Here is a 25,386-nt window from a genome sequence, read left to right as displayed (position 1 = left end):
AAAAGACCGCAAGTATGTACTTGCGGTCTTAATAAATATACTAAATCTCCAAAAAAGATTTAAAATCTAATTAGTATCCAGGGTTTTGAGTAATCGTTGGATTAGGATTTGTCTCTACAGTTGGAATTGGCAAAGCAAATCTATAATCAGTAACTGGCAAGGTGCAATTAACACTAGCCGTACAGTCTAACGGATGTCTGTCAATACTAACATTAGCAAAAGCAGCACCACCTAAACGTTTAAGATCAATAAATCTGTATCCTTCAAAAGCAAATTCAATCCTTCTTTGGTTCAATATGAACCTCCAAGCATCTTGAGCAGTGGCAAATACTGGAGCAGGCTGCGGAGTTGCAAAACGTGCATCAAGTAAAACTTTTAATGTATTAGCAGCAGTCAACAATTGTCCTGCAGCTACCTCAGCTTCTGCTTTAATTAAATGCATTTCAGACATTCTAATTAATTTGAAATCAGCATTTAATTGACCTCTTGCAGGTGTACCAGGATGTTTACCAACTGGAATGACATCTGTAGTTTTATAGCTCGTCGATGTTAAATAATTTGGATCAATAATAGAAGTAGCATCAGGGATTACAAGTTTTCTAACATCACCATTAGGTAAAGCATTATACAAAGCTCTATTAACTTCATAAAATGGAGAACCGTTTATGGTTGAACTTACTGATGCATAGATATTACCTAAATTAGTTGCCTGTGCTGACTGATTAACTACTCTTCCAAGCTTCAATAAAGTTTCACCTGCTGAAGCATCAGTAAAAACAGATTGATAAGTACTAAATGTAGATAATGCCGGAGCACCAGAAGCAGTAATAACTAAATTTGCTTGAGTTAAAGCATTAGGATAATCACCCTTAAGAGCGTAAGCACGAGCTTTCAATGCTCTCGCAGCAAATCTATTTGCTCTGATAGGATTCAAACCAGCAGTACCAAATAAAGCAATTGCATTATCTAAGTCAGTATGAATAGCAGCATAAGTTGCTCCGTTTGTAGCTCTAGGAAAATTAGCATCTAAAGCTAATTCAGTTAGTGCAAGGACACCGGCCAAAGCAGCATCATCCTTTGGATTAGGTGAAAAGTAAGATACTAATCTTAGGTGTGCATAAGCTCTTAATGTTAAAGCCTCTGCTTTCAAAATTCTAATTGCGTTAACTTGTGCAGCATTGGCACTGATTATAGGGTCAAGCAACAAACGATCGGCATTTACAATAACTTTGTTAGCCCTTGCTAAAGTAACATTAGCAGTGGTCCAAATACCATTTGCAGATGCAGATGAAGGGGTAAGAAGAAATGCATAACTATCATTAATACCTTGACCACCATTAGTAATTCCGGGAGCAATTTCATCTGTAAAAACAGAAGTAAATTCAATGTCAGATCTACCGTACAAAGCCACATATATGTTATTTGTTAGCCTTGTTAAATCAGCAGAAGACCTTATTGCTAACTCTTCAGTAAGCACCCCTGGTGTTTGTGGCTCTAATAAGTCAGTATCACATGATGCTAGAGACAAAAAAACCGCAAAAAACAATAATTTATTATTAAATTTCATGATATATATATATTTTAAATTAAAATCTTAAATCCACTCCGAAGGTAAAAATCTTTGGTGTTGGATACTGACGACTATCAGCTGCTCTATCACTCTCTGGATCAAAACCTTGCCATTTAGTGAAGTTAACTAAGTTTTCTCCTTGAAGAGTAAAAGACAATCCAGTCAAGAACGTTTTATCCAAAAACTTCTGTGGAACGTTATACCCTATTTGAGCATTACGAAGTCTAATGTAAGATGCATCACGTAAAAAACGATCAGAATTATCATCTTGTCCTTCATTACCAGCAGTTAAACTTGGAATATTTGAAGTAGTATTATTAGGAGTCCATGCATTTAAAAGATCATATGACTTGTTAAAATCACCATAACCTGACTGTTGGTAATAGATTTCCTCATCACGATCAAATCTAAACACCTCTGCAGCGAAAGTGAAAGTAGAAGCAATAAAGAATCCTTTGTAATTGAAGTCAAAACCAAACCCACCTTGATACACAGGTAAATAATTTTTACCAGTTTCAACTCTATCACTTTCTATAGGATTCTCAGTAGTTCCGCCTGATTTACTTACAAATAACAAATTACCATTTACAGGATTTACACCAGCGTAAGGAATTGTATAATATTCAAATGCAGGTCCACCATTTCTATTAATTAAATTCCCATTAGGTATTCTTCCATCATTTGCAGTAATGCCTGATAAAGTATTTTTATTGTAAGAACCATTAGCTCTTAAAGTAAAAGTCATATCACGATTTCTGATAACATCAAATGCAATACCTAATTCATAACCATCATTGGATACAGTAGCGTCAGAATTTCTTAAGAATCCAGATGCTCCAAATGCAGGTGACTGAGGATCAGTAAAAAATTGATCAACTGTTTCTTTGTTGTATTTATCAAATGAACCTCTTATTCTCGATTTAAAAAACTCAAAATCTAAACCTATATTCCATTGCTTTGTTGTTTCCCATTTTAAACCAGGTGCTCCAAAAGTAGGATTAAACGTAGCTTGCCCTGCATAACTTGCACCACCTGTAACTCCTGCAAATGTTGTAACATAGGCTGGCGGAACAATTCCTGCAAAAACAGTACCATTGATGATTCTCTGATTACCAACAGTTCCATAAGATCCTCTCAGTTTTAATACATCAACAAATTCTAGCGAGCTCATGAAATCTTCTTCATCTATATTCCATCTTGCTCCTACAGAATAAAAATCACCATTACGATCTTCTTTCAAGAATCTACTTGAAGCATCTCTCCTAAATGACCCTAATAAACCGTATTTCCCTTTGAAATCATAGTCAACCGATGCGAAATACGAAATCAAATCATTTCTTAAATTACTCGCAGCAACAGTTGGAACATAAAAGTCATTAGCACCAGTTGTATTGTCAGCAATGTATCCAGCACCAGTATTAGGCTTATACAAAGCAATGTCCAAACCATTTTGAGTAAAGTTATTAACGTTAAGTTGAGAATAATTATACTCAGCGTTTAAACTTACATTAAGCGTATGCGAACCAACAACCTTGTTGTAAGCTAATTGATACAGATTGTTAAAGAAGAATTCTCTCCTTTGACCGATTGATTCTGAACCATCAAATTCAACATACGGAAGATTATTAAGTGTACTATTAACAGTACTAGCTGAACCAGCTGAGTTAAAAAGAAGTGCATTAAATGAACGAGGAAATGTAGCTTGGAAAAATCTATTGGACAACAATTGTCCTGATACTCTTGATCTAGCTGTCAAATCATTGGTTAATTTATAAGAAAAATCAGTTGCTACATCTACTCTTGTCTCCTCATTAGAAGTAGCAAAAGTTCTTAATTTGTCAATTAAAAAATAAGGAGTCAGCGATAAATCTGCAGTTCCAGGTAATGTGTTACCTACCCCAGAGAAATCTAAAAATGTCTGAGCAGAGCTTACATACTTATCTGCACTTAAATATGGTGCAGCTTGATATGCTCCTAACACATAATTCTGATTTACACCACCAGTTCCAAGTGAAAGCGCCTCATTACTTTTACTATGGTTTACGGCTGAATTTACTTGAAATCTGAACTTTTCATTGGCTGATTTACCATTAATATTCGATCTCAATGAAAATCTTTGCAATTTAGTTGTTTTCAATGTACCCTCTTGTTCAAAATACCCCAAAGATGTATATGAATTAAGATTTTTACCATTGTTTTCAATACCTAAGTTATGATTAACAGAGGTTCCCTGTCTGAAGAAAACATCTACCCAGTTTTGATCAATATTATAGGCGCTAATTTGAGCATCTGTCAAAGTAGATCCATAACCTATACCTCTATTCTTCTCAATTTGAAGTAATTGTTTTGCATTGGCTATTCTATATTTAGGTTTTTGAAGCTCACTTACACCATAGTTTGTAGAATATTTAAATGTTGTTCTAGCGTCTGTAAATTTACCACCTTTAGTTTTAACTACAATCACACCATTTGAACCTCTAGATCCATATTCAGCAATTGCAGCAGCATCTTTTAAAACCGATACAGACTCTATGTCATTTGGATTAAAAGATCTAAAGTTATCACTATTAGATGGAAAACCATCTATAACATATAATGGATCTGAATTTCCATTTAATGTACCAAGACCTCTAATAATAACAGTCGATTTTGAACCCGGTTGACCAGTACCTGTAGCAATATTTACACCTGCTAACTGTCCCTGCAATGTATTCATAACATTCGCATTAGGACGATTTTCAATAGATGCAGACGTAACTGTAGCTACGGCAGTAACGGCAGTTTTCTTGGTAACTGTTCTATACCCTTGAACAACAACTTCAGATAAAACCTTCGCATTGTCCGTCATTAAGACATTAACACTACTAGCAGCACCTACTACTTTAGTTGTTTCAGTCATACCTACAAATGAAAACACTAAAACATCGCCCGTTTTAGCTTTAATAGAATACTTACCGTCTAAATCTGTTTGCACACCAGTCTTAGAACCCTTTACTCCAACATTAACTCCAGGAAGAGGACCGGTAACATCTGTTACCACCCCAGTTATCGTTTTCTCCTGAGCAAACGATAAGTGCATTGAAAACGCTACAAGTAGCGTCATAATCCATTTGTACTTTGATCTCATATTTAATAAATTGAATTAGTTATATCGCAAAAATCACAAATAAATCTTAAATAAGCAAGCATTTGATTTTTTTTAACAAAATATAATCTTTAAAAGATTTACATAAAAAAAACTAACATCACAACAATAGCAGCACTTCGCCTCCATATAACTCAAAATTTAAAGAATTTATCTACTTTTACACAAAAAATACAAAATGTTAAAATCTTACTTTTTAGAAGCTGTTTTGGAGGCTGGCACTGATGAGGCAGGCCGCGGTTGCTTAGCAGGCCCCGTCACAGCTGCAGCTATTATTTTACCACCAAATTTCAAACATGAACTTTTAAACGACAGCAAACAATTATCAGAGAAAACTAGATTAAAACTTCAACCTATTCTAGAAAGCGCAGCAGTAGCTTTTTCAGTAGTTCATTTGGACGCTACCGCTGTAGATGAGTTAAACATTTTAAACGCATCTATAAGAGCAATGCAAGAATGTATTATTGGCCTTACTGTTCAACCCAAATCTATAATAGTCGATGGTAACAGCCCTTTTATTCCAAAAGGCGGTATTAAACAAAGAGTCGGCAGATTATTCACCACACATGAAATAGAAACCCTGAACAATATTAAAAGCACAAGCATTATCAAAGGTGACACTATATATAGGAGTATTGCAGCTGCCTCTATTCTAGCAAAAACCTATCGCGATGCGTACATGGATCAAATACACGAAGAATTCCCAATGTATAACTGGAAAAAAAATAAAGGCTACCCAACTAAAGAACACCGAGAAGCTATACGTAAATACGGAGTTACTAAATACCACCGTATGTCGTTTAGACTTTTACCAGAACAATACGAATTAGAATTATAAAAATTTACTCCTTAATAGTGGTCTCTTCAAATTGGGCTTCAAATAAAACGGTAAGATGTTTGATTATCTTACTTTTCATCTCGGCTTCATCTACTTTTTCAACCCCCAACTCTACTTGCAAAGAAGTTACTGCTTTACCACGAATACCACACGGAATAATATTATCAAAATATCCCAAATCAGCATTTACATTTAAAGCAAAGCCATGCATAGTCACCCAACGAGAGGCACGCACTCCCATCGCACATATTTTTCGGGCAAATGGTGTTCCTACACCTAACCAAACGCCTGTTTCGCCTTCGCTTCGGCCGCAGGTTAGACCATATTCTTGGAGGGTAAGAATGATGGCTTCTTCTAGGAAACGTAAATACTTATGAATGTCTGTAAAGAAATTTTCAAGGTCTAAAATAGGATAACCTACAATTTGTCCCGGTCCGTGATAAGTTATATCACCACCTCGGTTTATTTTATAAAACTTAGCGCCTTTTGCCTCTAATTGATTTTCGGATAAAAGCAAGTTATCTAAGTCACCACTTTTACCAAGTGTATACACATGAGGATGCTCAACAAAAAGAAAATAATTGGGCGTAGCCAAGTCGAGCTCTTCTCTGCGATTTCGAATTTTTAAATCAACAATTCCTTTAAATAGTTCCTCTTGAAGCTCCCAAGTTTGCTTATAATCTTGTAATCCTAAATCCTGTAATTGAATGGTTTTGTTCATGCCTAGATGCAATTTTTGGAGATTATGCAGTACATAGTGCACAACCTATATATATAATGAGTGCAAAGGTACAAAGTTTAAAGCGAAGAAAAGTTGTTATGAGTTTCGTTCCTTACTCAAAAAATACCTCTAAATTCGTACTTTCAGGGTTAGATAAACAATCAGAGAGCAGCAATTTTAGCTGCAATGATTTACGATCTTCACTAATTTGAGCTGATGGATTGGAAACCCATTTAATTTTTCGAGCAAAATGATAATCTAGTACTAGATCTTGTTTGAGGTTAAATGCTTCGTATCGCTTTTTAAGATTGCTAATTTCATCTTGCTGCTTTTTCAATTCGGTTGGATTCGTAATTTTCACTTTCCGAGAAAATACATTGTCTTTTAAACCAAAGCTGACCAAGTAATAATGTTCCTCGGCTACTAATGCATAATTATTTACAATATCATCTGCATAATCTTCTGTTTTGTACAAATCAGGAATTTCTTCTACTGAATTAAAAGAGTGTTTTATTGTGGTTCGAAAGATTTTCTCGATTGCACTTTTAAATTCATGTACGGTAACAGCTGCGTACTTTTGAAAAATTGCTTTTTCAGAATCAGGAAGTCGCCCAAATGTTTCTTGATGTTTCGAAATCACATCTTGAAAAAAATAAGTAGTATCTTTAAAAAAAGTTTCTTTTGTATACTCCTCGCCTACAAGCTGCATGTAACTTTGCTCATCTCGAAGCTCGGTGACGGTAATTGAACCTTGACCCTTTTCATCTACAGTTAAGGTTTCGCTTACCTGACAACTTAGACAGCAAAAGCATAGCAATAAAGCCAAGATTGGATACTTCATAATTTCATTTTAGAACAAGAATTCAAAAGTACGAATTTTACATTTAAAAAATCAGCTACTGAAAAAATAAAACGACTCCCTTAGCCCCGATTGCAGCGGCATCCTTTTTTACTTGTTTTTTTTAAACAAGTAAAAAAGATATAGTGGAAAGCGGGAAAAACGTTTATAAAAAACGAAAAAATGTGCTTCAAAAAACCTTGTATTTTAAGCTTTAGATTTAAAAACTTATATAGTATCTTTGCGCTCTTAAAATCAGCATAAAATGGCATTATCCGAACAAGAAATATTACGCAGAGAAGCACTAACCGAATTACGTAATTTAGGCATTGAGCCTTACCCAGCAGCCGAATTTATCACCACCGCATATTCTAGCGAAATCCTTGCCGATTTCGAAAAGTATGAAGGAAAAGAAGTGGTTTTAGCAGGACGTTTGATGGGAAAACGTATCATGGGAAAGGCCTCATTTGCTGAATTGAAAGACGCCGAAGGCCGTATTCAAGTATATATTTCGAGAGATGATGTGTCGAATGACGAGGAAAAAACAATGTACAATGTAGTGTTCAAAAAACTCTTGGACATTGGTGATTTTATAGGGGTACGCGGAACGGTTTTCAAGACTCAAGTTGGTGAAATATCTGTTCATGTTTACGGATTAACGGTGCTTGCTAAAGCGTTGAAACCACTTCCTGTTGTCAAAACAGATGCCGATGGTAAAACCTATGATGCTTTTGCCGATCCTGAGCAAAGATACCGCCGTCGTTATGTTGATTTAACTGTAAACGATCACGTTAAAGAAACGTTTATCAAACGTACCAAGTTGTTTAACGCCATGCGTTCTTTTTTTAACAACGCGGGCTACCTTGAAGTTGAAACTCCAGTTTTGCAACCTATTCCTGGAGGAGCCGCTGCAAGGCCATTTATTACGCATCACAATTCATTAGACATTCCGTTATACATGCGAATTGCGAACGAATTGTACTTAAAAAGATTAATTGTTGGTGGATTTGATGGGGTGTATGAGTTTTCTAAAAACTTTAGAAATGAAGGAATGGACCGCACGCACAACCCAGAATTTACCGCTATGGAAATATATGTAGCCTACAAAGACTACAACTGGATGATGAAATTTACCGAAAACTTACTGGAACATTGCGCTGTAAGCGTAAATGGTACTAGCGAAGCTACTTTTGGAGAACATAAAGTCAATTTTAAAGCGCCTTACGCACGCGTTACGATGACAGATTCTATCAAACACTTTACTGGTTTTGATATCTCAGGAAAAACAGAAGCGGAATTGTTTGAAGCAGCGAGAGGAATGGGAATTGACGTTGATAAAACGATGGGGAAAGGGAAACTTATTGATGAGATTTTTGGCGCTAAATGTGAAGGAAATTACATTCAGCCAACTTTTATTACGGATTACCCAAAGGAAATGTCGCCACTTTGCAAGCAACATCGCGACAATCCAGAACTTACAGAACGTTTTGAATTAATGGTTTGCGGTAAAGAAGTTGCCAACGCCTACTCAGAATTAAATGACCCAATTGATCAAAGAGAACGTTTTGAAGATCAAATGCGTTTGGCAGAAAAAGGTGATGACGAAGCGAACGGCACAATAGATGAAGATTTCTTGAGAGCTCTTGAATATGGTATGCCACCTACCTCTGGATTGGGAATTGGAATGGACCGTTTGATGATGTTTTTAACTAATAATTCATCAATTCAAGAAGTATTATTGTTTCCACAAATGCGTCCTGAGAAAAAACAAGTTAAAATTGAACTTGAAGAAGACGAAAAGTTAATTGTAACACTTTTGCAAGCAAATAACAATCAAATGGAGTTTGGTTTATTAAAGAACAATGCAGGACTTAGCGGTAAAAAATGGGATAAAGCCATGAAAAACCTTTCGTCATTAGGAATGACCGAAGTTGTAGTGGATGGCGATGTGAAAGCTTGCCGATTGAAGGAATAACAGATCTTATAATAGAACATTAAAAGGAACTTCGTAATGGAGTTCCTTTTTTTTTTGGAACAACTCCAGTTACAATAACAGAGCTTTCCTGCTACTAAACCTTAGCTAATTTTAAAAGATACATTTGAGTTCGATGATTTTCGACAAAACCACAAAGATGTTAAATATGTATTAAAAATCATACATATTTTGTTTTAAGTTCTATTTTTACTTAAAAAAATAGATATGAAAAAATTTACAACATCCTTATTTACACTTTGCGCATTTGCATTTGCAAATGGTCAAGCCAAAGATGGCCAACTATTAAAAGGCAAGTGGTTAATTGAAGCCAATACTGGTTTTGGAAATAATGTAGGTTCTACTGCTTTATATTTCAGTAATTCCAATGGCGTAAACTCCTTTAATATTGGAGCAGAGGGTGGCTATTTTATTAAGGATAATCTAGCTATTAAACTTGGATTGGGCTACGGAGAAATTGATGGTATTGGTGAACCTATTGCCTACAAAATTGGAGCAAAATACTATTTCAAAGGTTTAATTCCTGTTGAACTATCGTATAACGGTATCGGTTTTGGGGATGCTGAATTAAATCCTACATATGTTGGTACACAAATTGGTTACGCCTTATTTTTAGGAAAAAACGTGAGTATTGAACCTGGAATAAGATACAATCTAGCTACACACAAACAATTCTATGATAATGCTTTACAACTAAACATAGGTTTTGCACTGCATTTTTAAGCACTTCTTCACTATATAAAAACAAGTAAGCCAACCCTTCCCAGAGTTGGCTTACTAATGCAAAAAACAATCTAACTATTAAAACCCTAAACCTACGGCCATTGCAGTAGCTTGTATATTAAGATCTGCTACTTTTGTTGCAGCTCCTGTAGTAGTGTTCAGGCTGTAAACTCCTGTTACACCGTTAACTTTTAGTAGAGCAAAAGCACTTCCGCTTGTTCCTCCAATATCAAATCCGCTATCCGCATCAATATTAACTCCTAAACTTCCAATAGAAACTAGTGTTCCGTTGTTTGGTGGATCTTGACGGAACATTGTATCAGTTTGTGAATCAAGCACAAATAATACCGTTGTTGTAGCACCAGCAAAGTTATTGGTATATGCTGCAGCATTTACAACTGGAGTTCCTGGATTTAAGTTTCCATCAACCGTAACCGCTCCTGTGTCTGGGTGCAAACGTAAGTTTTGACCTGTATTACTCACTAAACGAATTCTATCTACTGTTGGATTAAAATCAAATCCAAAAGAAGTACCTGATAAAGCTGTCAACAAACCTGTACCTACTTGAGTCAAAGCTCCACTAGCAGTATTAACAGAAAATAATCTACTTTGATTTGTAATAGCATACAAAGCTCCTGTTGCAGGTCTAAAATCGATTCCTACTACACTTTCTCCCGAAGCAAGACCTGTTAAGGCAACGCTATTGTTTGAACCGTTTGTTGGATTGAAACGAACTAACATATTTCCTGCTGTTGTAGCATAGGCTATTGGATTAGTTTTGAATGCAATACTGATTACCGATGCTGTAAATTTACCAACATTTTCTGCTTTACCAGTTAACAAGCTAACTGTGAATAATGTAGAAACATTGTTACTGTTAGTCACTGCTAATGCAGTAGAATTATCTGGCAAAATATCCATATCACCAGTTCCTTCAAAATTTACACCTAAATCACCCACTAATTGCAAAGCTCCGTTGTTTGGTGGATTTTGAATATATAATTTATCTTGTTCAAAGTCAATATCATATAATAAAGTAGAAGCTGCACCAGCCATACTATTTGTGTATCCTACAGCCCCAATTTTAGCAGAACCACCACCATTTATGGCACCATCAGTTGCTGCAACTGTTCCCAATTCAGGGTGTAGTCTTAAATTTTGACCTGAGTCAGTTACCAAACGAATTCTATCAACTGTTGGGTTAAAATCAATTGATGCGTTTCCTCCAGCTAATAGCGGAGTGAATGCTACAGCTCCAAGTGCCGTTGCTTGACCACTTTTTTCGTTAATAACATACAATCTGCTTGAAGAACCTAAACCGTATAGTTGGCCGGTTGCTGGTCTGTAGTCAATGCTCACAATGTTTTCTGACATAGGCAGACCAAGAATAGCGGTAGTTGACGTAGCAGTATTTAAATTACGTGCATTATAAGTTAAAATAGTATTGTTACTAGCCAAGGCAGTAAAATTAACATCTGGTGCTACCACGGCAGGTGGTGTTACAGGAGTTTCCATTTCTTTTACATCATCATCATTACATGAAACCGTAAATAGTGATAAAATAGCCAATCCAAAAGTGGAAGCTAAACCTAAGTTTTGTTGATTGTTTTTCATTGTTTATTTATTTAGTTATAAGGAGATGTACGAAGGATTTTCAAATTTGGTTTCCTATTCCTATGAAAAAAATTAAAAAACAAGATCATTTTCAGTTCTAGAAATCAAAAAGACCGCATTTTATTGGCTTCGCACGATCTAAATTTTTTTGTAAAAAAAAATGCTGTGGTAATTTTTTTGGCCTTTATATCTTTATCCCTTCACTAAAATAAAAAGAGATAAGTTATCAGCTATAAAATTTTAGTGACTGAATATCAAGTAATTATAACATATATTCTTTTAAAAAAAACACTTAAAACAAAATACAAAAACTAATAAACTTATGTTAAGGATTAAACTTTTAGCATTCAAAGCAATCTTAATGGTATTAATCCAAAAAACAAAACACGATGAAAAAAGTACTAATTGCAGTTGCATTAATTGTAGGAATGGCAAGTAATGCTCAAGAAAAAATGGAAGGCCGCAGAAATGCGAGAGAGAATCAATTAACAAAAGAACAAAGACAAGAGTTGCATTTAAAAAAAATGACTTTAGACCTTGATTTATCTACAGCCCAACAAAAAGAAATTCAAGTTGTTCTCAACGAGCAAAGTAACAAAAGAGAGACTGCATTGGCAAACAGAAAAGAAAAGCAAGCAGCAAATGCTAAAAAACCAACTGCTGACGAACGTTTTGCAATAAAAAATCAAATGCTAGACGATCAAATTGCAATGAAAGCAAGAATGAAAAAAATACTTTCTAATGAGCAGTTTAAAAAGTGGGAAACCATGAAAGAAAAGAAAAATGATCGCATGAACCACCGCCTTGCAATGCATAAGCAACGTAAAGGAGGTAATTCTAATACAAATAAATAAAATTAGTTTTAACACATTAAAAAGCCCAAAATGAAATTTCATTTTGGGCTTTTACTTTTAAATCATAATTTACTAAAAAGTTTTAGAAACTCTATCTATGGCTTCAATTGTAAAATCTAAATCTTCATATGTTAAAGCATCTGTGATAAACCACGTTTCATAGGCTGAAGGCGCAATATAAATCCCTTCTTGTAACAAACCATGAAAGAATTTCTTGAAAGTTTCATTATCTCCTTTAGCAGCCGTTTGAAAATCAACAACTGGTTCAGCATCAAAATGAACTGAAATCATTGAACCAATAGTATTAATTGTAAACGTTACTTGGTTCGCCTCGAGTACGCGTGCTATACCAGCAGCCAAATAAGCCGTTTTCTCTGCCAATCTGGTAAAGATGCTTCTATCTCGATCTAATGCTTGCAACATAGCCAATCCTGCAGCCATAGCCAAAGGATTTCCAGACAAGGTTCCTGCTTGATAAACAGGACCAAGTGGTGCTAAATAATTCATGATTTCCTCACGTGCTGCAAAGGCCCCTACTGGTAAACCACCACCTATTACCTTACCAAAACAAACGATATCTGCATTTACTTGAACTAATTCTTGAACACCACCTGCAGCCAAACGAAAACCAGTCATTACCTCATCAAAAATTAACAGAATCCCGTTTTCAGTACAAAGTGTTCGTAAACCTTCTAGAAATCCTTTTTGAGGCGGAATACAGCCCATGTTTCCTGCTACAGGCTCTACAATAATAGCGGCAATTTCGTCCTTGTTTGCCTCGATAAGTGCTCTTACATTCTCTAAATCATTGTATTTGGCCAACAAGGTATCTTTGGCCGTACCCGCTGTAACACCAGGACTATTTGGTGAACCAAAAGTAATTGCTCCACTACCCGCTTGAATTAAAAACGAGTCAGAGTGGCCATGATAACAACCTGCAAATTTTACGATTTTGTCTTTTTTAGTAAATCCTCTTGCCAAACGAATTGCACTCATACAAGCCTCAGTACCTGAATTGACAAACCGAATTTTATCAATATTTGGCACCATTTTAACGGCTAAAGCTGCAATTTCAGTCTCTAAAGCGGTGGGCATTCCAAATGAGGTACCTAACTTAGCTTTATCAATTACTGCTTGTACAACTGGTTCATAAGCATGACCCAAAATCATCGGACCCCAAGAATTGATGTAATCAATTAAACGATTACCATCTTCATCATACAAATAGGCTCCCTTGGCACTTTTTACAAAAATAGGAGTTCCTCCTACTGCCCTAAAGGCACGAACTGGCGAGTTTACTCCTCCAGGAATTACTTTTTCTGCTTCAGCAAAAAGCTGACTACTTCTTTGATATAACATTGTATTATTTTGAGAATTAGTGTTAGTGATTATTTTACAACCAGACGCTGTCCTACAGAAAGGATATTGTCTGATAACTTATTTTTTTCTTTCAATTCTTCTACTTTTAATGCAAATTTTTTAGAAATCGAATACAAAGTATCCCCTTTTTGCACCACATATTCAGCCTCATTTAGCTCATTATTTTGCGCTAGCACCACGGTTTCTTTTGATGGCACATAATTACTATCTAAAACTTGATTATCGTATTGATGCAATTGGTATCGGTCTATATACGAAATAAGTTTGTCTGGGTATTTAGGGTCAGTTGCATAACCTGCCGCACGTAATCCATGTGCCCATGCTTTGTAATCGCCTTTTGGCAATAAGAACAACTTGGCATATCGATTTCTTGTTGTTAAAAATAAGGCATGATCTCGAAACGATTCTGATGGGCTTTCGTATTTACGAAAACATTCTTGCGAAGCATCATCATCGTGTTTTACGCTATCACCGGTCCATCCTACATGGCATTTTATACCAAAATGATTGTTAGCATTGAAGGCTAAATCTCCTTTTCCAGCACCTGATTCTAATATTCCTTGAGCCAAAATAATACTGGCTGGAATGCCATAGGACTTCATGTTATTCATGGCAATATCCTTAAATTTTGCGACGTACATTACAATTACATCAGAGGTAACCACCGTTTTTGAGGTAGAAACAATTGTTTCAGTTTCGGTTTTTTTCGGAAATGTTGCGGTTACTTTTTTCGGAATTGGCTTCGTTTTACCAACGGTAGAAACTGGATTTTTTTTTATCGTCCTAGTTGGAGTTGTCTTAGTATTGGAAACCGGTTTTTTAGTCGTAATTATGGGCTTTGTTGTGTTGCAAGACCCCAATAATATGACGGCAAAAAGAAGTACTATTTTTTTAAACATGGATATCTATCGTTGGTAACTGTTTGTTTTTTAATTTTAAATTCATGCCTGCAACACCTTGTAAACCGCCACTGTGCACAATCAATATTTTAGAATTTTCAGGAAAGTAATTCTTTTGAATCAAGTCAAAAACTCCAAATACTGTTTTTCCTGTGTAAATTGGATCAAGCGGAATTTTAAACTTTGAATAGAACTCATTGATGAAATCTACCAACTCTAAATTCACCTTTCCATAGCCTCCAAAATGATATTCGGTAATCAATTCCCAATTATCTCGATTTACAAAATTACGAATTTCATTGCTTAAAAAATCACCTTTTAGAGCAGGAAAGCCTAAAACTTTTTGAGAAGGTTGCGCGCTAGCAATGATTCCAGATATTGTACCACCTGTACCCACGGCACAGCAAATAAAATCGAATTCAGCATCAGTTTGCGTTAAAATCTCAGTACATCCTTTGATTGCAAGTTCATTTGTCCCTCCTTCTGGTATATTATAAAACCAACCAAATTGCGATTTTAAATGTTCTAAAAACGTAGGATCTTCTTTTTCTCTATACTGTGACCGAGTGACAAAATGAAATTGCATACCACACTCTTGAGCAAAACGCAATGTGGGATTATCGAGTATTTTATCAATGAGTTCCTCACCGCGAATTACGCCAATTGTCTTAAAACCATTGACTTTACCTGCGTACGCTACTGCGGCAATATGATTTGAAAAAGCACCTCCAAAAGTCAGTAATGTATAGTGATGTTCAATTTTAGCTTGTTGCAAATTGTATTTTAGTTTCCTGAATTTATTTCCTGAAACAAATGGATGTAGTAAGTCCTCTCGCTTAATAGCAATAGTACAATTATTAGGAAACAGCTGCGGCAAGATTTGATTCAATGTTCTAAATTTATCACAAAGGTAAAACTATTCAACAATAAAAAGTGCAACCCTTACGAGTTGCACCTTTTAAGTAACCAAATCCACCAACTTAATTTTTTACAATAATCTTTTTCCCAACTGTTTTATTGTCTGCTGTGCTTAATTTAACAATATATATTCCATCAGCCAAACCATTTGTAGGGAATTCATATTTGACATTTGAACCAATATCTTTTTTAGTAAACAACAATTTTCCAGCAATATCATAAATGCCACAATAGCTCAAATCTAATGATTCTGGATTTTCAATTACAACGTTTTTTGCGCTGTTATTGTGATAAACGATAAAGCTTTCAGCCTTCAATTCATCAATTCCTAATGTAGTGTTTTTACGGAACGTAATTTCAAATTGCGTTGTGTTTTTTCCTGCCGGTAAATCTAACTCATGAAAGTTATTTTTGATATCGTAATACAAATCACTCACCTTATCGTGAAGGTAAACGGCTTCTACTGCATCCAAATTCATAATATCTTTGACAGTAATTTTATAATTCGCAGGCTTATCATTTTTAAAACCAACAGCTATTTTTTTATCAAGGTCAAAATTGGTGACATTAATAATATATTCTGCGTTGTTAAGAGCTATGAACATATCTGCAGCTGCACTATCGCTTGAAGATAAAGCATCCATCGCACGATCTATACCATCTGTAGCTTCTGGCATAAAAGCTAATGCCAATTGGCGGATTCCTTGATTATTTAATAAGGCATTGATTCTTATTTGAGGTGTTACTGCAACACTTACTTTATTATAATCAAAACCAGAAACAGACTGTACTCTTGATAAAAATGCAACATTGGGATCTACAGCTTTATCCTTTTTAGGCTGCACCTTTTCAAATTGAGAGTTATTCGCTGCACCTTCTTTTACAAAAACGCGATATGCATTTTTCATTTCAACCGTTCCGCTTACATTACCCATAATCATGAAACCCTGCCCAACTGGCGAAAATCGTCTATTAAACATGCCACCTGTTGCAATCATTGTACTTGGGTTGCCTGAGCCATCATACGAGTAAAAGGTAGCTGGGACATAAACTCCAGCTCCACCACCTGCTGGCGAAAAAGCTCCGTAACCACCTTTATAGTCAGCAATGTAATGAGAAGCAACCGTTTTATCATGCTCCCAAAAGTAAGCAATACCGGTAGTTTTAAGTTGTTCTGTTAAAAAGGCTGACAAATCAATAGCAGAAGGATATGGGTTTCCTGTTAGAGTAAATTGCGAAGCAGCTATTGGAATTTGAATGGTTCCATCATTCGGCTTTCCTCTAAAATCATAGCGTTGCTTGCTTCCTGAATTATTTTGAACTCCATTGACTGTTGTAGAATTGGTTCCTGCAGTCCCTTTCATTGTAAAGCCTTCACCAGCATTTATTGATGACGCAGAACCTACTGTAATCCAACTTGCATAATTGGATGTTCCAATTAACTTGTATATCCAATATGGTGCGATCGATAAAGGATTTGCCTGACCATTGTAATTATTCATAGGTAAAATGGTAGGTTCATTAAAACTGATCAAACCCGTTACATCTTTTAATTGTGAAATACCAAATGGCGAATTACCTGCAGTTGCACTAGCTCCTCCAACTGGTGAACACCAATAATTGAACTGAAAATTATTTGTGGTGCCTTCTTGAAAAACAGATAAAGCACCTAAGCCTTTATTGGCACTTCCGGCAGTACTTGCTTGTACCAATTGTGCATTTTCGCGCAAGTAGAGATTACTCGTTGTTGCATTAAGCTCGACTTGATTTTTAACAAAAACAACTTGATTTTTAGCAAATACAAAACTATTAGGACTCACATACATTTGCGCATACATGTGAAACTGAAAAAGCACCATTACCAAAACGGCTGATCTCTTAAGTAATTTTGTCTTCATAATTGCTAGAATTAAATTCGTGACTCCTGTTTCTCTTAAATTGATTGCTCTGGTTTAAATCAAATCTTCCCGTTAAGCAACGAGACAAAGCTACAAAAAAAAAGAATTACAAAACACTAAAAAAACCGATAAAAAGTACAAAATATCGATAAAATACATATTTTTAATAAAAATATATTCTTTTTCTTATAAATAAAATTTAGACAATAAAAAATTGTACTAAAGAAGTTGATTACTTGAAACAGTTATTTTTTGTTTACAAGCTTTTTCAAAATCGTTTTATCAAATAAATAAACTGGACTAACTTAAAAAACGGAAGAAATTAAAAATAGGGCGTTTGGTAAAATATGACAAATCGTGCTCGTTTGCATACGCCTCACGCTCAAAACTAATAGCACGATAAGCGAGTTGCCATTTTTTTAGTTTAATTAAATGCCAACAAAATTCAATAGCGTACCACAAAAAAAAGGGAATAATTAAAAGCTCTAATTGCTGTCGCAGATGTATTTTTTCATGTTGAACCAACACAAGATCTTGTTTCTCACATTTATCGTTAAAAATGATAAACGGAAAAAGAGTGATGCTGCGGTATCCTTTCGGAATTAAATATTTGGCCACAATCAAAAACATTCGCTTTAAAATTTATAAGTTTGTAGTGGGTCGGTGCTCTTTTAAAAGCTCGAATTAGCAACAAAATAAGACCCAATAAATTCAAATTGCACTATGACAAGCCAAAGTAATGAAAATAAATTAACAGAGGGCGAAGATTTCTATTATACTCCAGAAGGATACAAATGCTTTACCGAAAAACACCATTTAAAACGCGGTTATTGCTGTAAAAATGGCTGCAGACATTGTCCGTATGGATTTAATAAAAAAACAGGTACAGTAAAAAAGTAAGCGGTTTGCAGTCAAAAATTCAGGTAAAAACGAAAAAACACACATCAAAAAATGACTTTTCAAGAACAAATACTTCAAGGAATACCAACAGTTTTACCACAGCTTAAGCCGTATGACAGTGCCCGATTTGCTAATCCAACTGCATCTACAGCAATTAATCATGCTCCCAAACGAAAAGACATTTTATCAGATGATGAAAAAATACTAGCGCTTAAAAATGCCTTACGCTACTTTGAGCCACAGCATCACGCCGAATTACTTCCAGAATTTAAAGCTGAATTAGAAACTTTTGGTCGTATATACATGTATCGTTTTCGACCGGATTACGAAATTTATGCCCGACCTATAAACGAATATCCCGGAAAAAGTACGCAAGCAAAAGCGATCATGTTAATGATTCAAAACAACTTGGATCATGCTGTTGCGCAACATCCGCACGAATTGATTACCTACGGTGGCAATGGCGCTGTATTTCAAAATTGGGCGCAGTACTTACTTACCATGAAATACCTAGCCGAAATGACCGACGAGCAAACACTCAGCATGTATTCTGGGCATCCAATGGGATTATTTCCTTCGCACAAAGAGGCGCCGAGGGTGGTTGTTACGAACGGAATGGTGATTCCAAATTACTCTCAGCCAGATGATTGGGAAAAAATGAATGCTTTAGGCGTGTCGCAATACGGACAAATGACGGCGGGAAGTTACATGTACATCGGTCCACAAGGAATTGTTCACGGAACGACAATCACGGTTTTAAACGGTTTTAGAAAAATTAAAAAAGCTCCAAAAGGCGGTTTATTCGTAACTTCTGGATTAGGCGGAATGTCTGGCGCGCAACCAAAAGCAGGAAATATTGCAGGTTGCGTAACCGTTTGTGCAGAGGTGAATCCGAAAATTACCCATATTCGTAGTTCACAAGGTTGGATCAATGAAGTGATTGAAAATATTGATGAATTAGTCCCAAGAGTTAAAAACGCTTTAGAAAATCTAGAAGTAGTTTCAATCGCCTATCTCGGAAATGTCGTTGATGTTTGGGAACGATTTGACCAAGAAAATTTGCATATTGATCTGGGTTCTGATCAAACTTCACTGCACAATCCGTGGGCTGGAGGTTATTATCCAATTGGAAATACTTTCGAGGAATCCAATGATTTAATGGCAAATCATCCTGATAAATTTAAGGAGGAGGTACAAAAAACATTACGTCGCCATGCGGCTGCGATTAATAAGCATACAGCAAAAGGAACTTATTTCTTTGATTACGGGAATGCCTTTTTACTAGAAGCATCGCGTGCTGGAGCCGATGTTTTTGCCGAAAACCACATCGACTTTAAATACAACAGTTACGTTCAGGATATTATGGGTCCAATGTGTTTCGACTACGGATTTGGTCCATTCCGTTGGGTTTGTGCCTCAGGTAACCCAAAGGATTTAGCTAAAACCGATACAATTGCTTGTGATGTTCTCGAAGAAATGATGAAAAATTCACCTGAAGAAATTCAGCAACAAATGGCCGATAATATTCAATGGATAAAAGGCGCTCAAGAAAACCAATTAGTTGTAGGCTCACAAGCCCGAATTCTTTATGCTGATGCCGAAGGAAGAATAAAAATTGCCGAAGCATTCAATCAAGCCATTTCCCGCGGCGAAATAGGACCCATAATTTTAGGACGCGATCACCACGACGTTTCCGGAACCGATTCTCCGTACAGAGAAACATCTAACATTTATGATGGCTCCCGATTTACAGCCGATATGGCCATTCAAAATGTAATTGGAGACAGTTTTAGAGGCGCAACTTGGGTATCTATTCACAATGGTGGAGGCGTAGGTTGGGGCGAGGTAATTAACGGTGGTTTTGGTATGGTTCTTGATGGCACTAAAGAAGCATCAAGACGTTTAGAATCAATGCTTTTCTGGGATGTGAACAACGGAATTTCCAGACGCAGTTGGGCGCGCAACGAAGGTGCAATTTTTGCAATCAAACGAGCAATGGCCGCGCAACCTTTGCTGCAAGTGACCATCCCTAATGAAGTTAGCGATGATTTACTCAGCAATTAAAGTAAGAACATAAAATAAGTCCCATTAATATCAAACTGAAATACCATGAAAACAATTAAATTACTCTCTGTACTATTCGTTTTTGTATTGGCTTCCTGCGCCTCTGTTCGGGTGCAATCTGACTTTGATTCGAAAGTTGATTTTTCACAATACAAAACATATGCATTCCATAAAAACGGAATTGATAAGGTTGAAATTTCGCAACTGGATAAAAAACGAATTTTAAACGCAATTGACGTTGAGCTTAGCGCAAAAGGAATGACCAAAAGCGAAAATCCTGATTTATTAGTCAACATTTTTACCAAAGAAAGAGAAAGAATCGACGTAAACCAATTCAACATGGGTTGGGGTTACGGCTGGGGTTGGGGTTGGAATCCATTTTTATGGGGTGGCAACAACACCTTTGCATCTTCTAGCGTTGAGGGTACTTTGTTTATTGATTTAATCGATGCTAAAAAGAAAGAATTAATCTGGCAAGGAGAAGGCATCGGTAATATTACCCAAAATAACGGTAACAAAGAAAAAAGAATCAACGAATTTGTGAACCAAATTCTAGCTCAGTTTCCGCCAAAAGCGAAATAAGAACACCACTTAATTAAACGAAAAGTCTACCTTTGTGTAGGCTTTTTTTATACTTTATTATGACTACACTACACGATATAAAAACATTAGATGATATTAAAATTTTGGTTAATTCCTTTTATGCCAAAGTTCAAACAGACGATTTGATAGGACCTATCTTCAATGCTAAAATAGGCGACAGATGGCCCGAACACTTAGAAAAAATGTACGGTTTTTGGGAAACAATTCTACTCGAAGTACACTCCTATTCTGGCAGTCCGTTTCCGCCACACAAGCATTTGCCTATTGGCAAAGAACATTTTAACCGTTGGATGCAACTGTTTACTGAAAATGCTGATGCGCAATTTGCGGGACCGCTGGTTGATGAAGCTAAATACAGAGCCAAAGGAATGGCCGATATGTTTCATTATAAAATTGATTATTTCAGAAACTTAGAACAGCAACAAAACAAAGACTAAAACCAATTAACTTTCCAGTTCAAAAGCTTTCAAACCCTACAAAATAATGATGCGTAACTCCATATTCGCCTTACTTAGTTCCTTTTTATTTTTAGCCTGCGCGACAAACAAACCAAGTCTGGCAGCAGAAAAAGCACCACAATTGCGATTTTTGAATCAAATTGAAATTCCGTTTAACACTAGTTTTCAAAACACAACGATAGGCGGTTTATCTGGAATTGATTACGATGCAAAAAACGACTTGTATTATTTAGCTTGCGACGATCGCTCTATTTACCAAGAAGCTCGTTTTTACACTGCTTCAATCGCGATTCAAAACAACGCCATTAGCGAGGTCGCTTTTAAAAATACCTATCGTTTGCAAAACGAACAAGGAGAATCCTTTGCCAATTGGGAAACGACACCCAACCTATCAACTGATCCCGAAGACTTACGTTACAATGCAAAAACTAAAAGTTTACTTTGGACTAGTGAAGGCGCTCGCGTGTTAAGCTCCGGGAAAAAAGTGTTGCAAAATCCGGCCTTGACCATCATGGACACGAAAGGAACCTATGTGACCGAAATGAAACTCCCTGAAAATTTACAGGTGCAGGAAATTGAAAAAGGCCCAAGAAACAATGGCACGCTAGAAGGTTTAACTTTCGATTTCGATTATAAAAATTGCTTTGCCAATTTAGAAGAACCTTTGTTTGAAGACGGTCCACAGTCGAATTTAAACACCGGAGGTTTGATTAGACTATATCAATTTGATACCCAAAAAAATCAGAATATAGCGCAATTCGGTTATCGATTAGAACCGATTGCAAAAGCGCCATCGCCGGCAGGTGCCTTTGCTGTTAATGGTATTTCGGCCATTCAATATTATGGAATAAATCAGCTTTTGGTGGTAGAGCGCTCCTACTCAACGGGTACGCAAGCGTGCACGGTAAAAATCTTTTTATGTGATTTAAAAAATGCGACTGATGTAAAAAACAGCACGTCACTGCTAGTAAACAGCATTCAATTAGCATCGAAAAAATTGATTTTGAATCTGGATGAACTCGGCATTTTTATTGACAATATTGAGGGAATTACCTTTGGCCCTCGACTTGAAAATGGCAACAGATCGCTAGTGTTGGTATCTGACAATAATTTTTCAGAGAAACAAAAAACACAATTTTTGTTATTTGAGGTAATCGAGTAATAAATCGAGGCGACTTTTTTGCAATACACCCCTAGCCCCGATTGAAATAGAAAGCTTTTTGCAAAAGCCGTTTTGATTTTTCTTGTTGCGGCAGAGCGACCAACGGAAGCTCCTGCCGAAACTGTAGAAAAACAAACGGATGTGCAAAAACTTGCCATGAAAAGCGGGAAATGGCTCCTGAAATTCGTATTTTTGCGGCTGAACTACAACGTTTTCGACATGAACTCAACTATAGAAAGCAATCCGTTATTAGACCGATTGCCAAAGCACTTACGACAATTTATTAAACCTCAGGATTATAGCGATTACACGCCCATTAACCAAGCGGTTTGGCGTTATGTGATGCGTAAAAATGTGGCGTATTTATCGAAGGTAGCCCACAATTCGTACCTAGACGGTTTGCAGAAGACAGGAATTGAAATTGACGATATTCCGAGTATGTACGGAATGAACCGTATTTTGAGCGAAATAGGCTGGGCTGCGGTTGCAGTTGATGGATTTATTCCGCCAAATGCCTTTATGGAATTTCAAGCTTACAATGTATTGGTTATTGCGTCAGACATCAGACAACTCGAACACATTGAATATACTCCAGCACCCGATATTATTCACGAAGGTGCCGGACATGCGCCTATTATTGCTAATCCGGAATATGCTGAATATTTGCGTCGATTTGGTGAAATTGGTTGTAAAGCGATATCATCGCACAAAGATTACGAAATGTATGAGGCCATTCGTTACTTATCGATTGTAAAAGAAGCCGAAGATACGCCTGAAGATACGATTGCTGCTGCTGAAAAAGCGGTTGAAGATTTGCAAAATAATATGGGAGAACTCTCAGAAATGGCTCAGATTAGAAACCTACATTGGTGGACAGTAGAGTACGGCTTGATTGGTACGGTAGAAGATCCGAAAATTTACGGTGCAGGACTACTGTCATCAATTGGCGAAAGTGCACACTGCATGACTCCTGCGGTAAAAAAAATACCTTACGATATCTCGGCAGCTAACCAGAGTTTTGACATTACTAAACTACAGCCGCAGTTGTATGTTACACCAACATTTGCGTATTTGAATTTGGTTTTAGAAGAGTTTGCCAATAAAATGGCGTTGCGAACTGGCGGCTTATCAGGGATTAAAAAACTTATTGATTCGAAAGCATTGGGTACCGTTGAATTGAGTACCGGCTTACAGATTTCAGGTGTTTTCAGTTCGGTTATTGAGCACGACGGAAAACCGATTTACCTACAAACTACTGGAAAAACGGCATTGGCTTATCGCGAAAAAGAATTGGTAGGACACGGCAACTTAACGCATCCGGAAGGTTTTGGTAGCCCAATTGGAAAATTAGAAGGCATCAACTTGGCTATTGAAGACATGAGTCCGAAAGACTTGAATGCTTACGATATTTTAGAATCGAAAACAGTTACTTTGGATTTTGAAGGCGGTATTAAAGTTACAGGTGAAATTATTACTGGATCGAGAAACTTACAAGGCGAAATTACTTTAATTCGTTTTAAAAACTGTACGGTAACGCATGGTGAGAAAGTATTGTTTCAACCAGAATGGGGAGTTTATGATATGGCAGTTGGGAAAAAGATAACTTCGGCATTTTCAGGACCTGCTGATGTGAAGAGTTTTGATTTGATTACGCATTTGCCATCGAGCAAAACTATTAAAGCGAAACAATCTGCTGAGCGCGATGATTTGGAAGTTTTGTACCAAACCGTTCGAAATATTAGAGTTACAAAAGATACACAAACATCATTGGCTCCAATTTTTGAAAAGTTACAAAACAACCACCCTAACGATTGGCTACTCGCAGTTGAAATCACAGAATTGTTACAAGAAAGAGATGAACCGCAGTTGGCTCAGGAAATCATGGTATATTTAGAACAATTGCAAAGTAAAAGACCCGAAGTAGCTCATTTGATTGCTGGTGGCTTAGACTTGATTTTTGACAAAGCGAAAGCTTAAAGCTATGAACCGTAAATTCGCAGATTTAAGAGATTTGGATTTGGTATCGGAAAACATTTGAAAAAAATTTAACCGCAAATTCGCAGATTTATATCAAATAAGATAAAGCTGAATTTTGTGGAAGAAAACAGTTTAATAAAAATTTAACCGCAGATTCGCAGATTTTTAAAAGTATTTAAAATTTGCGAATTTGCGGTTTTTCTTTGCTTTACATTTTGATTTTTTGCCCAAAATCTTTTTCGGTTTCAATTACTTGACCGTCATATTTCAATGTCCAGCCCAACTGACTTGTGGTAATCAATAACTTAGATAACTCACTAATTAATCGGTTTTGTGCGTTAGTTTTCAAGGACGATTTTTCAATTTTTTTAGCCAAATTGGCTTTTACCGACTTGTTGATTTTATTGTAATCGTCACCCGTGAAAGGATTTAATTTACTTTGTTCGACGTCATAAAATTGAATATCGGGGCTGATTTTGATTTCTTCCTTTGGAATTTGAACAATCGTAATGATTTTGTTAATGGAATCAATATCGTATTTCATTAGGTGCAAATCGTAAGCTACAGTAACATCAGCATTAACCACAACCAAGGCTTTTTTCTCAAAAGAAAGCATATCCATCAAATATTTCTGTTGGTTTTTATAAGTAATCACCTCAGAAAAATGCCCTTCAGTAACCACTAATTTCCCAACATTTAAAATTTGTTGCTGAATAAGATTGGTGTTATACGTAATATCTTGATCCTCGTCTTTCTTGAAGTCGCAGAATTTAAATAGCAAAAATATGATTAGAGCTGCTGCTATTCCGATTAATATTCTTTTCAGCATAA

The 25,386-nt window shown here is 36.2% G+C and carries 21 protein-coding genes; 10 read left to right on the top strand and 11 right to left on the bottom strand.

Annotated features, from left to right (window positions below; translation table 11 throughout):
• Positions 1-70: 70 nt before the first annotated feature.
• Positions 71-1,567 carry a RagB/SusD family nutrient uptake outer membrane protein gene (locus tag G9Q29_RS03980; protein WP_166133485.1) on the bottom strand — a complete coding sequence of 499 codons (1,497 nt, stop codon included), beginning with the start codon at positions 1,565-1,567 and terminating at the stop codon, positions 71-73.
• A 19-nt stretch (positions 1,568-1,586) separates the two neighbouring features.
• The gene (locus G9Q29_RS03975; protein WP_166133483.1) at positions 1,587-4,697 is read right to left on the bottom strand and encodes a SusC/RagA family TonB-linked outer membrane protein; all 3,111 of its coding nucleotides are present in this window, start codon (positions 4,695-4,697) and stop codon (positions 1,587-1,589) included.
• A gap of 196 nt (positions 4,698-4,893) precedes the next feature.
• Between G9Q29_RS03975 and G9Q29_RS03970 the strand changes: the two genes are divergently transcribed.
• Positions 4,894-5,553, top strand: coding sequence for a ribonuclease HII (locus tag G9Q29_RS03970; RefSeq protein ID WP_166133481.1), 660 nt, complete (start codon positions 4,894-4,896; stop codon positions 5,551-5,553).
• Positions 5,554-5,557: 4 nt separating this feature from the next.
• On the opposite strand, the gene lipB is transcribed toward G9Q29_RS03970, so the two are convergent.
• Positions 5,558-6,274, bottom strand: coding sequence for a lipoyl(octanoyl) transferase LipB (gene lipB / locus G9Q29_RS03965; protein WP_166133479.1), 717 nt, complete (start codon positions 6,272-6,274; stop codon positions 5,558-5,560).
• A 112-nt stretch (positions 6,275-6,386) separates the two neighbouring features.
• Positions 6,387-7,115: a hypothetical protein gene (locus tag G9Q29_RS03960; protein ID WP_166133477.1), complete on the bottom strand. Its 729-nt coding sequence runs from the start codon at positions 7,113-7,115 to the stop codon at positions 6,387-6,389.
• 262 nt (positions 7,116-7,377) lie between these two features.
• On the opposite strand from G9Q29_RS03960, the gene lysS reads away from it, so the two are divergent.
• A complete protein-coding gene (lysS, locus tag G9Q29_RS03955; RefSeq protein ID WP_166133475.1) occupies positions 7,378-9,087 on the top strand; it encodes a lysine--tRNA ligase in 1,710 nt (569 codons plus the stop codon).
• A gap of 225 nt (positions 9,088-9,312) precedes the next feature.
• On the top strand, positions 9,313-9,828 hold the full coding sequence (locus G9Q29_RS03950) for a porin family protein (protein WP_166133473.1): 516 nt from the start codon (positions 9,313-9,315) through the stop codon (positions 9,826-9,828).
• 78 nt (positions 9,829-9,906) lie between these two features.
• Here the strand turns inward: G9Q29_RS03950 and G9Q29_RS03945 are convergent, their stop codons facing one another.
• The gene (locus G9Q29_RS03945; protein ID WP_166133471.1) at positions 9,907-11,442 is read right to left on the bottom strand and encodes a DUF4394 domain-containing protein; all 1,536 of its coding nucleotides are present in this window, start codon (positions 11,440-11,442) and stop codon (positions 9,907-9,909) included.
• Positions 11,443-11,831: 389 nt separating this feature from the next.
• Between G9Q29_RS03945 and G9Q29_RS03940 the strand changes: the two genes are divergently transcribed.
• A complete protein-coding gene (locus tag G9Q29_RS03940) occupies positions 11,832-12,296 on the top strand; it encodes a hypothetical protein (protein ID WP_166133469.1) in 465 nt (154 codons plus the stop codon).
• Between the two features lie 72 nt (positions 12,297-12,368).
• Here G9Q29_RS03940 and hemL read toward each other — a convergent pair whose 3' ends face one another.
• The 5 genes from hemL to G9Q29_RS03915 form a co-directional block, all read right to left on the bottom strand.
• Positions 12,369-13,655 (bottom strand): glutamate-1-semialdehyde 2,1-aminomutase, encoded by a 1,287-nt coding sequence (hemL, locus tag G9Q29_RS03935; RefSeq protein ID WP_166133467.1) that lies wholly within the window; start codon positions 13,653-13,655, stop codon positions 12,369-12,371.
• Positions 13,656-13,684: 29 nt separating this feature from the next.
• On the bottom strand, positions 13,685-14,575 hold the full coding sequence (locus tag G9Q29_RS03930) for a glucosaminidase domain-containing protein (RefSeq protein WP_166133465.1): 891 nt from the start codon (positions 14,573-14,575) through the stop codon (positions 13,685-13,687).
• Positions 14,568-15,464: a 1-aminocyclopropane-1-carboxylate deaminase/D-cysteine desulfhydrase gene (locus G9Q29_RS03925; RefSeq protein ID WP_166133463.1), complete on the bottom strand. Its 897-nt coding sequence runs from the start codon at positions 15,462-15,464 to the stop codon at positions 14,568-14,570. Before G9Q29_RS03925 ends, G9Q29_RS03930 begins: the two co-directional genes overlap by 8 nt.
• Positions 15,465-15,555: 91 nt before the next feature.
• Complete coding sequence (locus tag G9Q29_RS03920) at positions 15,556-17,391, bottom strand: T9SS sorting signal type C domain-containing protein (RefSeq protein ID WP_166133461.1); 1,836 nt, start codon at positions 17,389-17,391, stop codon at positions 15,556-15,558.
• A 300-nt stretch (positions 17,392-17,691) separates the two neighbouring features.
• On the bottom strand, positions 17,692-18,021 hold the full coding sequence (locus G9Q29_RS03915; RefSeq protein WP_166133459.1) for a hypothetical protein: 330 nt from the start codon (positions 18,019-18,021) through the stop codon (positions 17,692-17,694).
• A 93-nt stretch (positions 18,022-18,114) separates the two neighbouring features.
• Between G9Q29_RS03915 and G9Q29_RS03910 the strand changes: the two genes are divergently transcribed.
• The 6 genes from G9Q29_RS03910 to G9Q29_RS03885 all read left to right on the top strand — a co-directional run bounded on the left by G9Q29_RS03910 (position 18,115) and on the right by G9Q29_RS03885 (position 24,555).
• On the top strand, positions 18,115-18,291 hold the full coding sequence (locus G9Q29_RS03910) for a DUF5522 domain-containing protein (protein ID WP_166133457.1): 177 nt from the start codon (positions 18,115-18,117) through the stop codon (positions 18,289-18,291).
• A 51-nt stretch (positions 18,292-18,342) separates the two neighbouring features.
• A complete protein-coding gene (locus G9Q29_RS03905; RefSeq protein ID WP_166133455.1) occupies positions 18,343-20,355 on the top strand; it encodes a urocanate hydratase in 2,013 nt (670 codons plus the stop codon).
• 45 nt (positions 20,356-20,400) lie between these two features.
• Positions 20,401-20,937 carry a DUF4136 domain-containing protein gene (locus G9Q29_RS03900; protein WP_166133453.1) on the top strand — a complete coding sequence of 179 codons (537 nt, stop codon included), beginning with the start codon at positions 20,401-20,403 and terminating at the stop codon, positions 20,935-20,937.
• 59 nt (positions 20,938-20,996) lie between these two features.
• Positions 20,997-21,395 carry a group III truncated hemoglobin gene (locus G9Q29_RS03895; protein ID WP_166133451.1) on the top strand — a complete coding sequence of 133 codons (399 nt, stop codon included), beginning with the start codon at positions 20,997-20,999 and terminating at the stop codon, positions 21,393-21,395.
• A 46-nt stretch (positions 21,396-21,441) separates the two neighbouring features.
• A complete protein-coding gene (locus G9Q29_RS03890; RefSeq protein WP_225872879.1) occupies positions 21,442-22,578 on the top strand; it encodes an esterase-like activity of phytase family protein in 1,137 nt (378 codons plus the stop codon).
• Positions 22,579-22,797: 219 nt separating this feature from the next.
• Positions 22,798-24,555 (top strand): aromatic amino acid hydroxylase, encoded by a 1,758-nt coding sequence (locus G9Q29_RS03885; RefSeq protein WP_166133577.1) that lies wholly within the window; start codon positions 22,798-22,800, stop codon positions 24,553-24,555.
• A 208-nt stretch (positions 24,556-24,763) separates the two neighbouring features.
• On the opposite strand, the gene G9Q29_RS03880 is transcribed toward G9Q29_RS03885, so the two are convergent.
• On the bottom strand, positions 24,764-25,384 hold the full coding sequence (locus G9Q29_RS03880) for a DUF4230 domain-containing protein (RefSeq protein WP_166133449.1): 621 nt from the start codon (positions 25,382-25,384) through the stop codon (positions 24,764-24,766).
• Positions 25,385-25,386 lie beyond the last annotated feature (2 nt).

This window comes from Flavobacterium turcicum (assembly GCF_011365745.1).
Taxonomy (GTDB): Bacteria; Bacteroidota; Bacteroidia; order Flavobacteriales; family Flavobacteriaceae; genus Flavobacterium; species Flavobacterium turcicum.
This window is presented reverse-complemented; position numbering and strand designations above follow the sequence as displayed.

Coding starts and splice junctions, on each gene's coding strand:
- G9Q29_RS03980 (WP_166133485.1), bottom strand. CDS start 1,567: ATGAAATTTAATAATAAATTATTGTTTTTTGCGGTTTTTTTGTCTCTA.
- G9Q29_RS03975 (WP_166133483.1), bottom strand. CDS start 4,697: ATGAGATCAAAGTACAAATGGATTATGACGCTACTTGTAGCGTTTTCA.
- G9Q29_RS03970 (WP_166133481.1), top strand. CDS start 4,894: ATGTTAAAATCTTACTTTTTAGAAGCTGTTTTGGAGGCTGGCACTGAT.
- lipB (WP_166133479.1), bottom strand. CDS start 6,274: ATGAACAAAACCATTCAATTACAGGATTTAGGATTACAAGATTATAAG.
- G9Q29_RS03960 (WP_166133477.1), bottom strand. CDS start 7,115: ATGAAGTATCCAATCTTGGCTTTATTGCTATGCTTTTGCTGTCTAAGT.
- lysS (WP_166133475.1), top strand. CDS start 7,378: ATGGCATTATCCGAACAAGAAATATTACGCAGAGAAGCACTAACCGAA.
- G9Q29_RS03950 (WP_166133473.1), top strand. CDS start 9,313: ATGAAAAAATTTACAACATCCTTATTTACACTTTGCGCATTTGCATTT.
- G9Q29_RS03945 (WP_166133471.1), bottom strand. CDS start 11,442: ATGAAAAACAATCAACAAAACTTAGGTTTAGCTTCCACTTTTGGATTG.
- G9Q29_RS03940 (WP_166133469.1), top strand. CDS start 11,832: ATGAAAAAAGTACTAATTGCAGTTGCATTAATTGTAGGAATGGCAAGT.
- hemL (WP_166133467.1), bottom strand. CDS start 13,655: ATGTTATATCAAAGAAGTAGTCAGCTTTTTGCTGAAGCAGAAAAAGTA.
- G9Q29_RS03930 (WP_166133465.1), bottom strand. CDS start 14,575: ATGTTTAAAAAAATAGTACTTCTTTTTGCCGTCATATTATTGGGGTCT.
- G9Q29_RS03920 (WP_166133461.1), bottom strand. CDS start 17,391: ATGAAGACAAAATTACTTAAGAGATCAGCCGTTTTGGTAATGGTGCTT.
- G9Q29_RS03915 (WP_166133459.1), bottom strand. CDS start 18,021: ATGTTTTTGATTGTGGCCAAATATTTAATTCCGAAAGGATACCGCAGC.
- G9Q29_RS03910 (WP_166133457.1), top strand. CDS start 18,115: ATGACAAGCCAAAGTAATGAAAATAAATTAACAGAGGGCGAAGATTTC.
- G9Q29_RS03905 (WP_166133455.1), top strand. CDS start 18,343: ATGACTTTTCAAGAACAAATACTTCAAGGAATACCAACAGTTTTACCA.
- G9Q29_RS03900 (WP_166133453.1), top strand. CDS start 20,401: ATGAAAACAATTAAATTACTCTCTGTACTATTCGTTTTTGTATTGGCT.
- G9Q29_RS03895 (WP_166133451.1), top strand. CDS start 20,997: ATGACTACACTACACGATATAAAAACATTAGATGATATTAAAATTTTG.
- G9Q29_RS03890 (WP_225872879.1), top strand. CDS start 21,442: ATGATGCGTAACTCCATATTCGCCTTACTTAGTTCCTTTTTATTTTTA.
- G9Q29_RS03885 (WP_166133577.1), top strand. CDS start 22,798: ATGAACTCAACTATAGAAAGCAATCCGTTATTAGACCGATTGCCAAAG.
- G9Q29_RS03880 (WP_166133449.1), bottom strand. CDS start 25,384: ATGCTGAAAAGAATATTAATCGGAATAGCAGCAGCTCTAATCATATTT.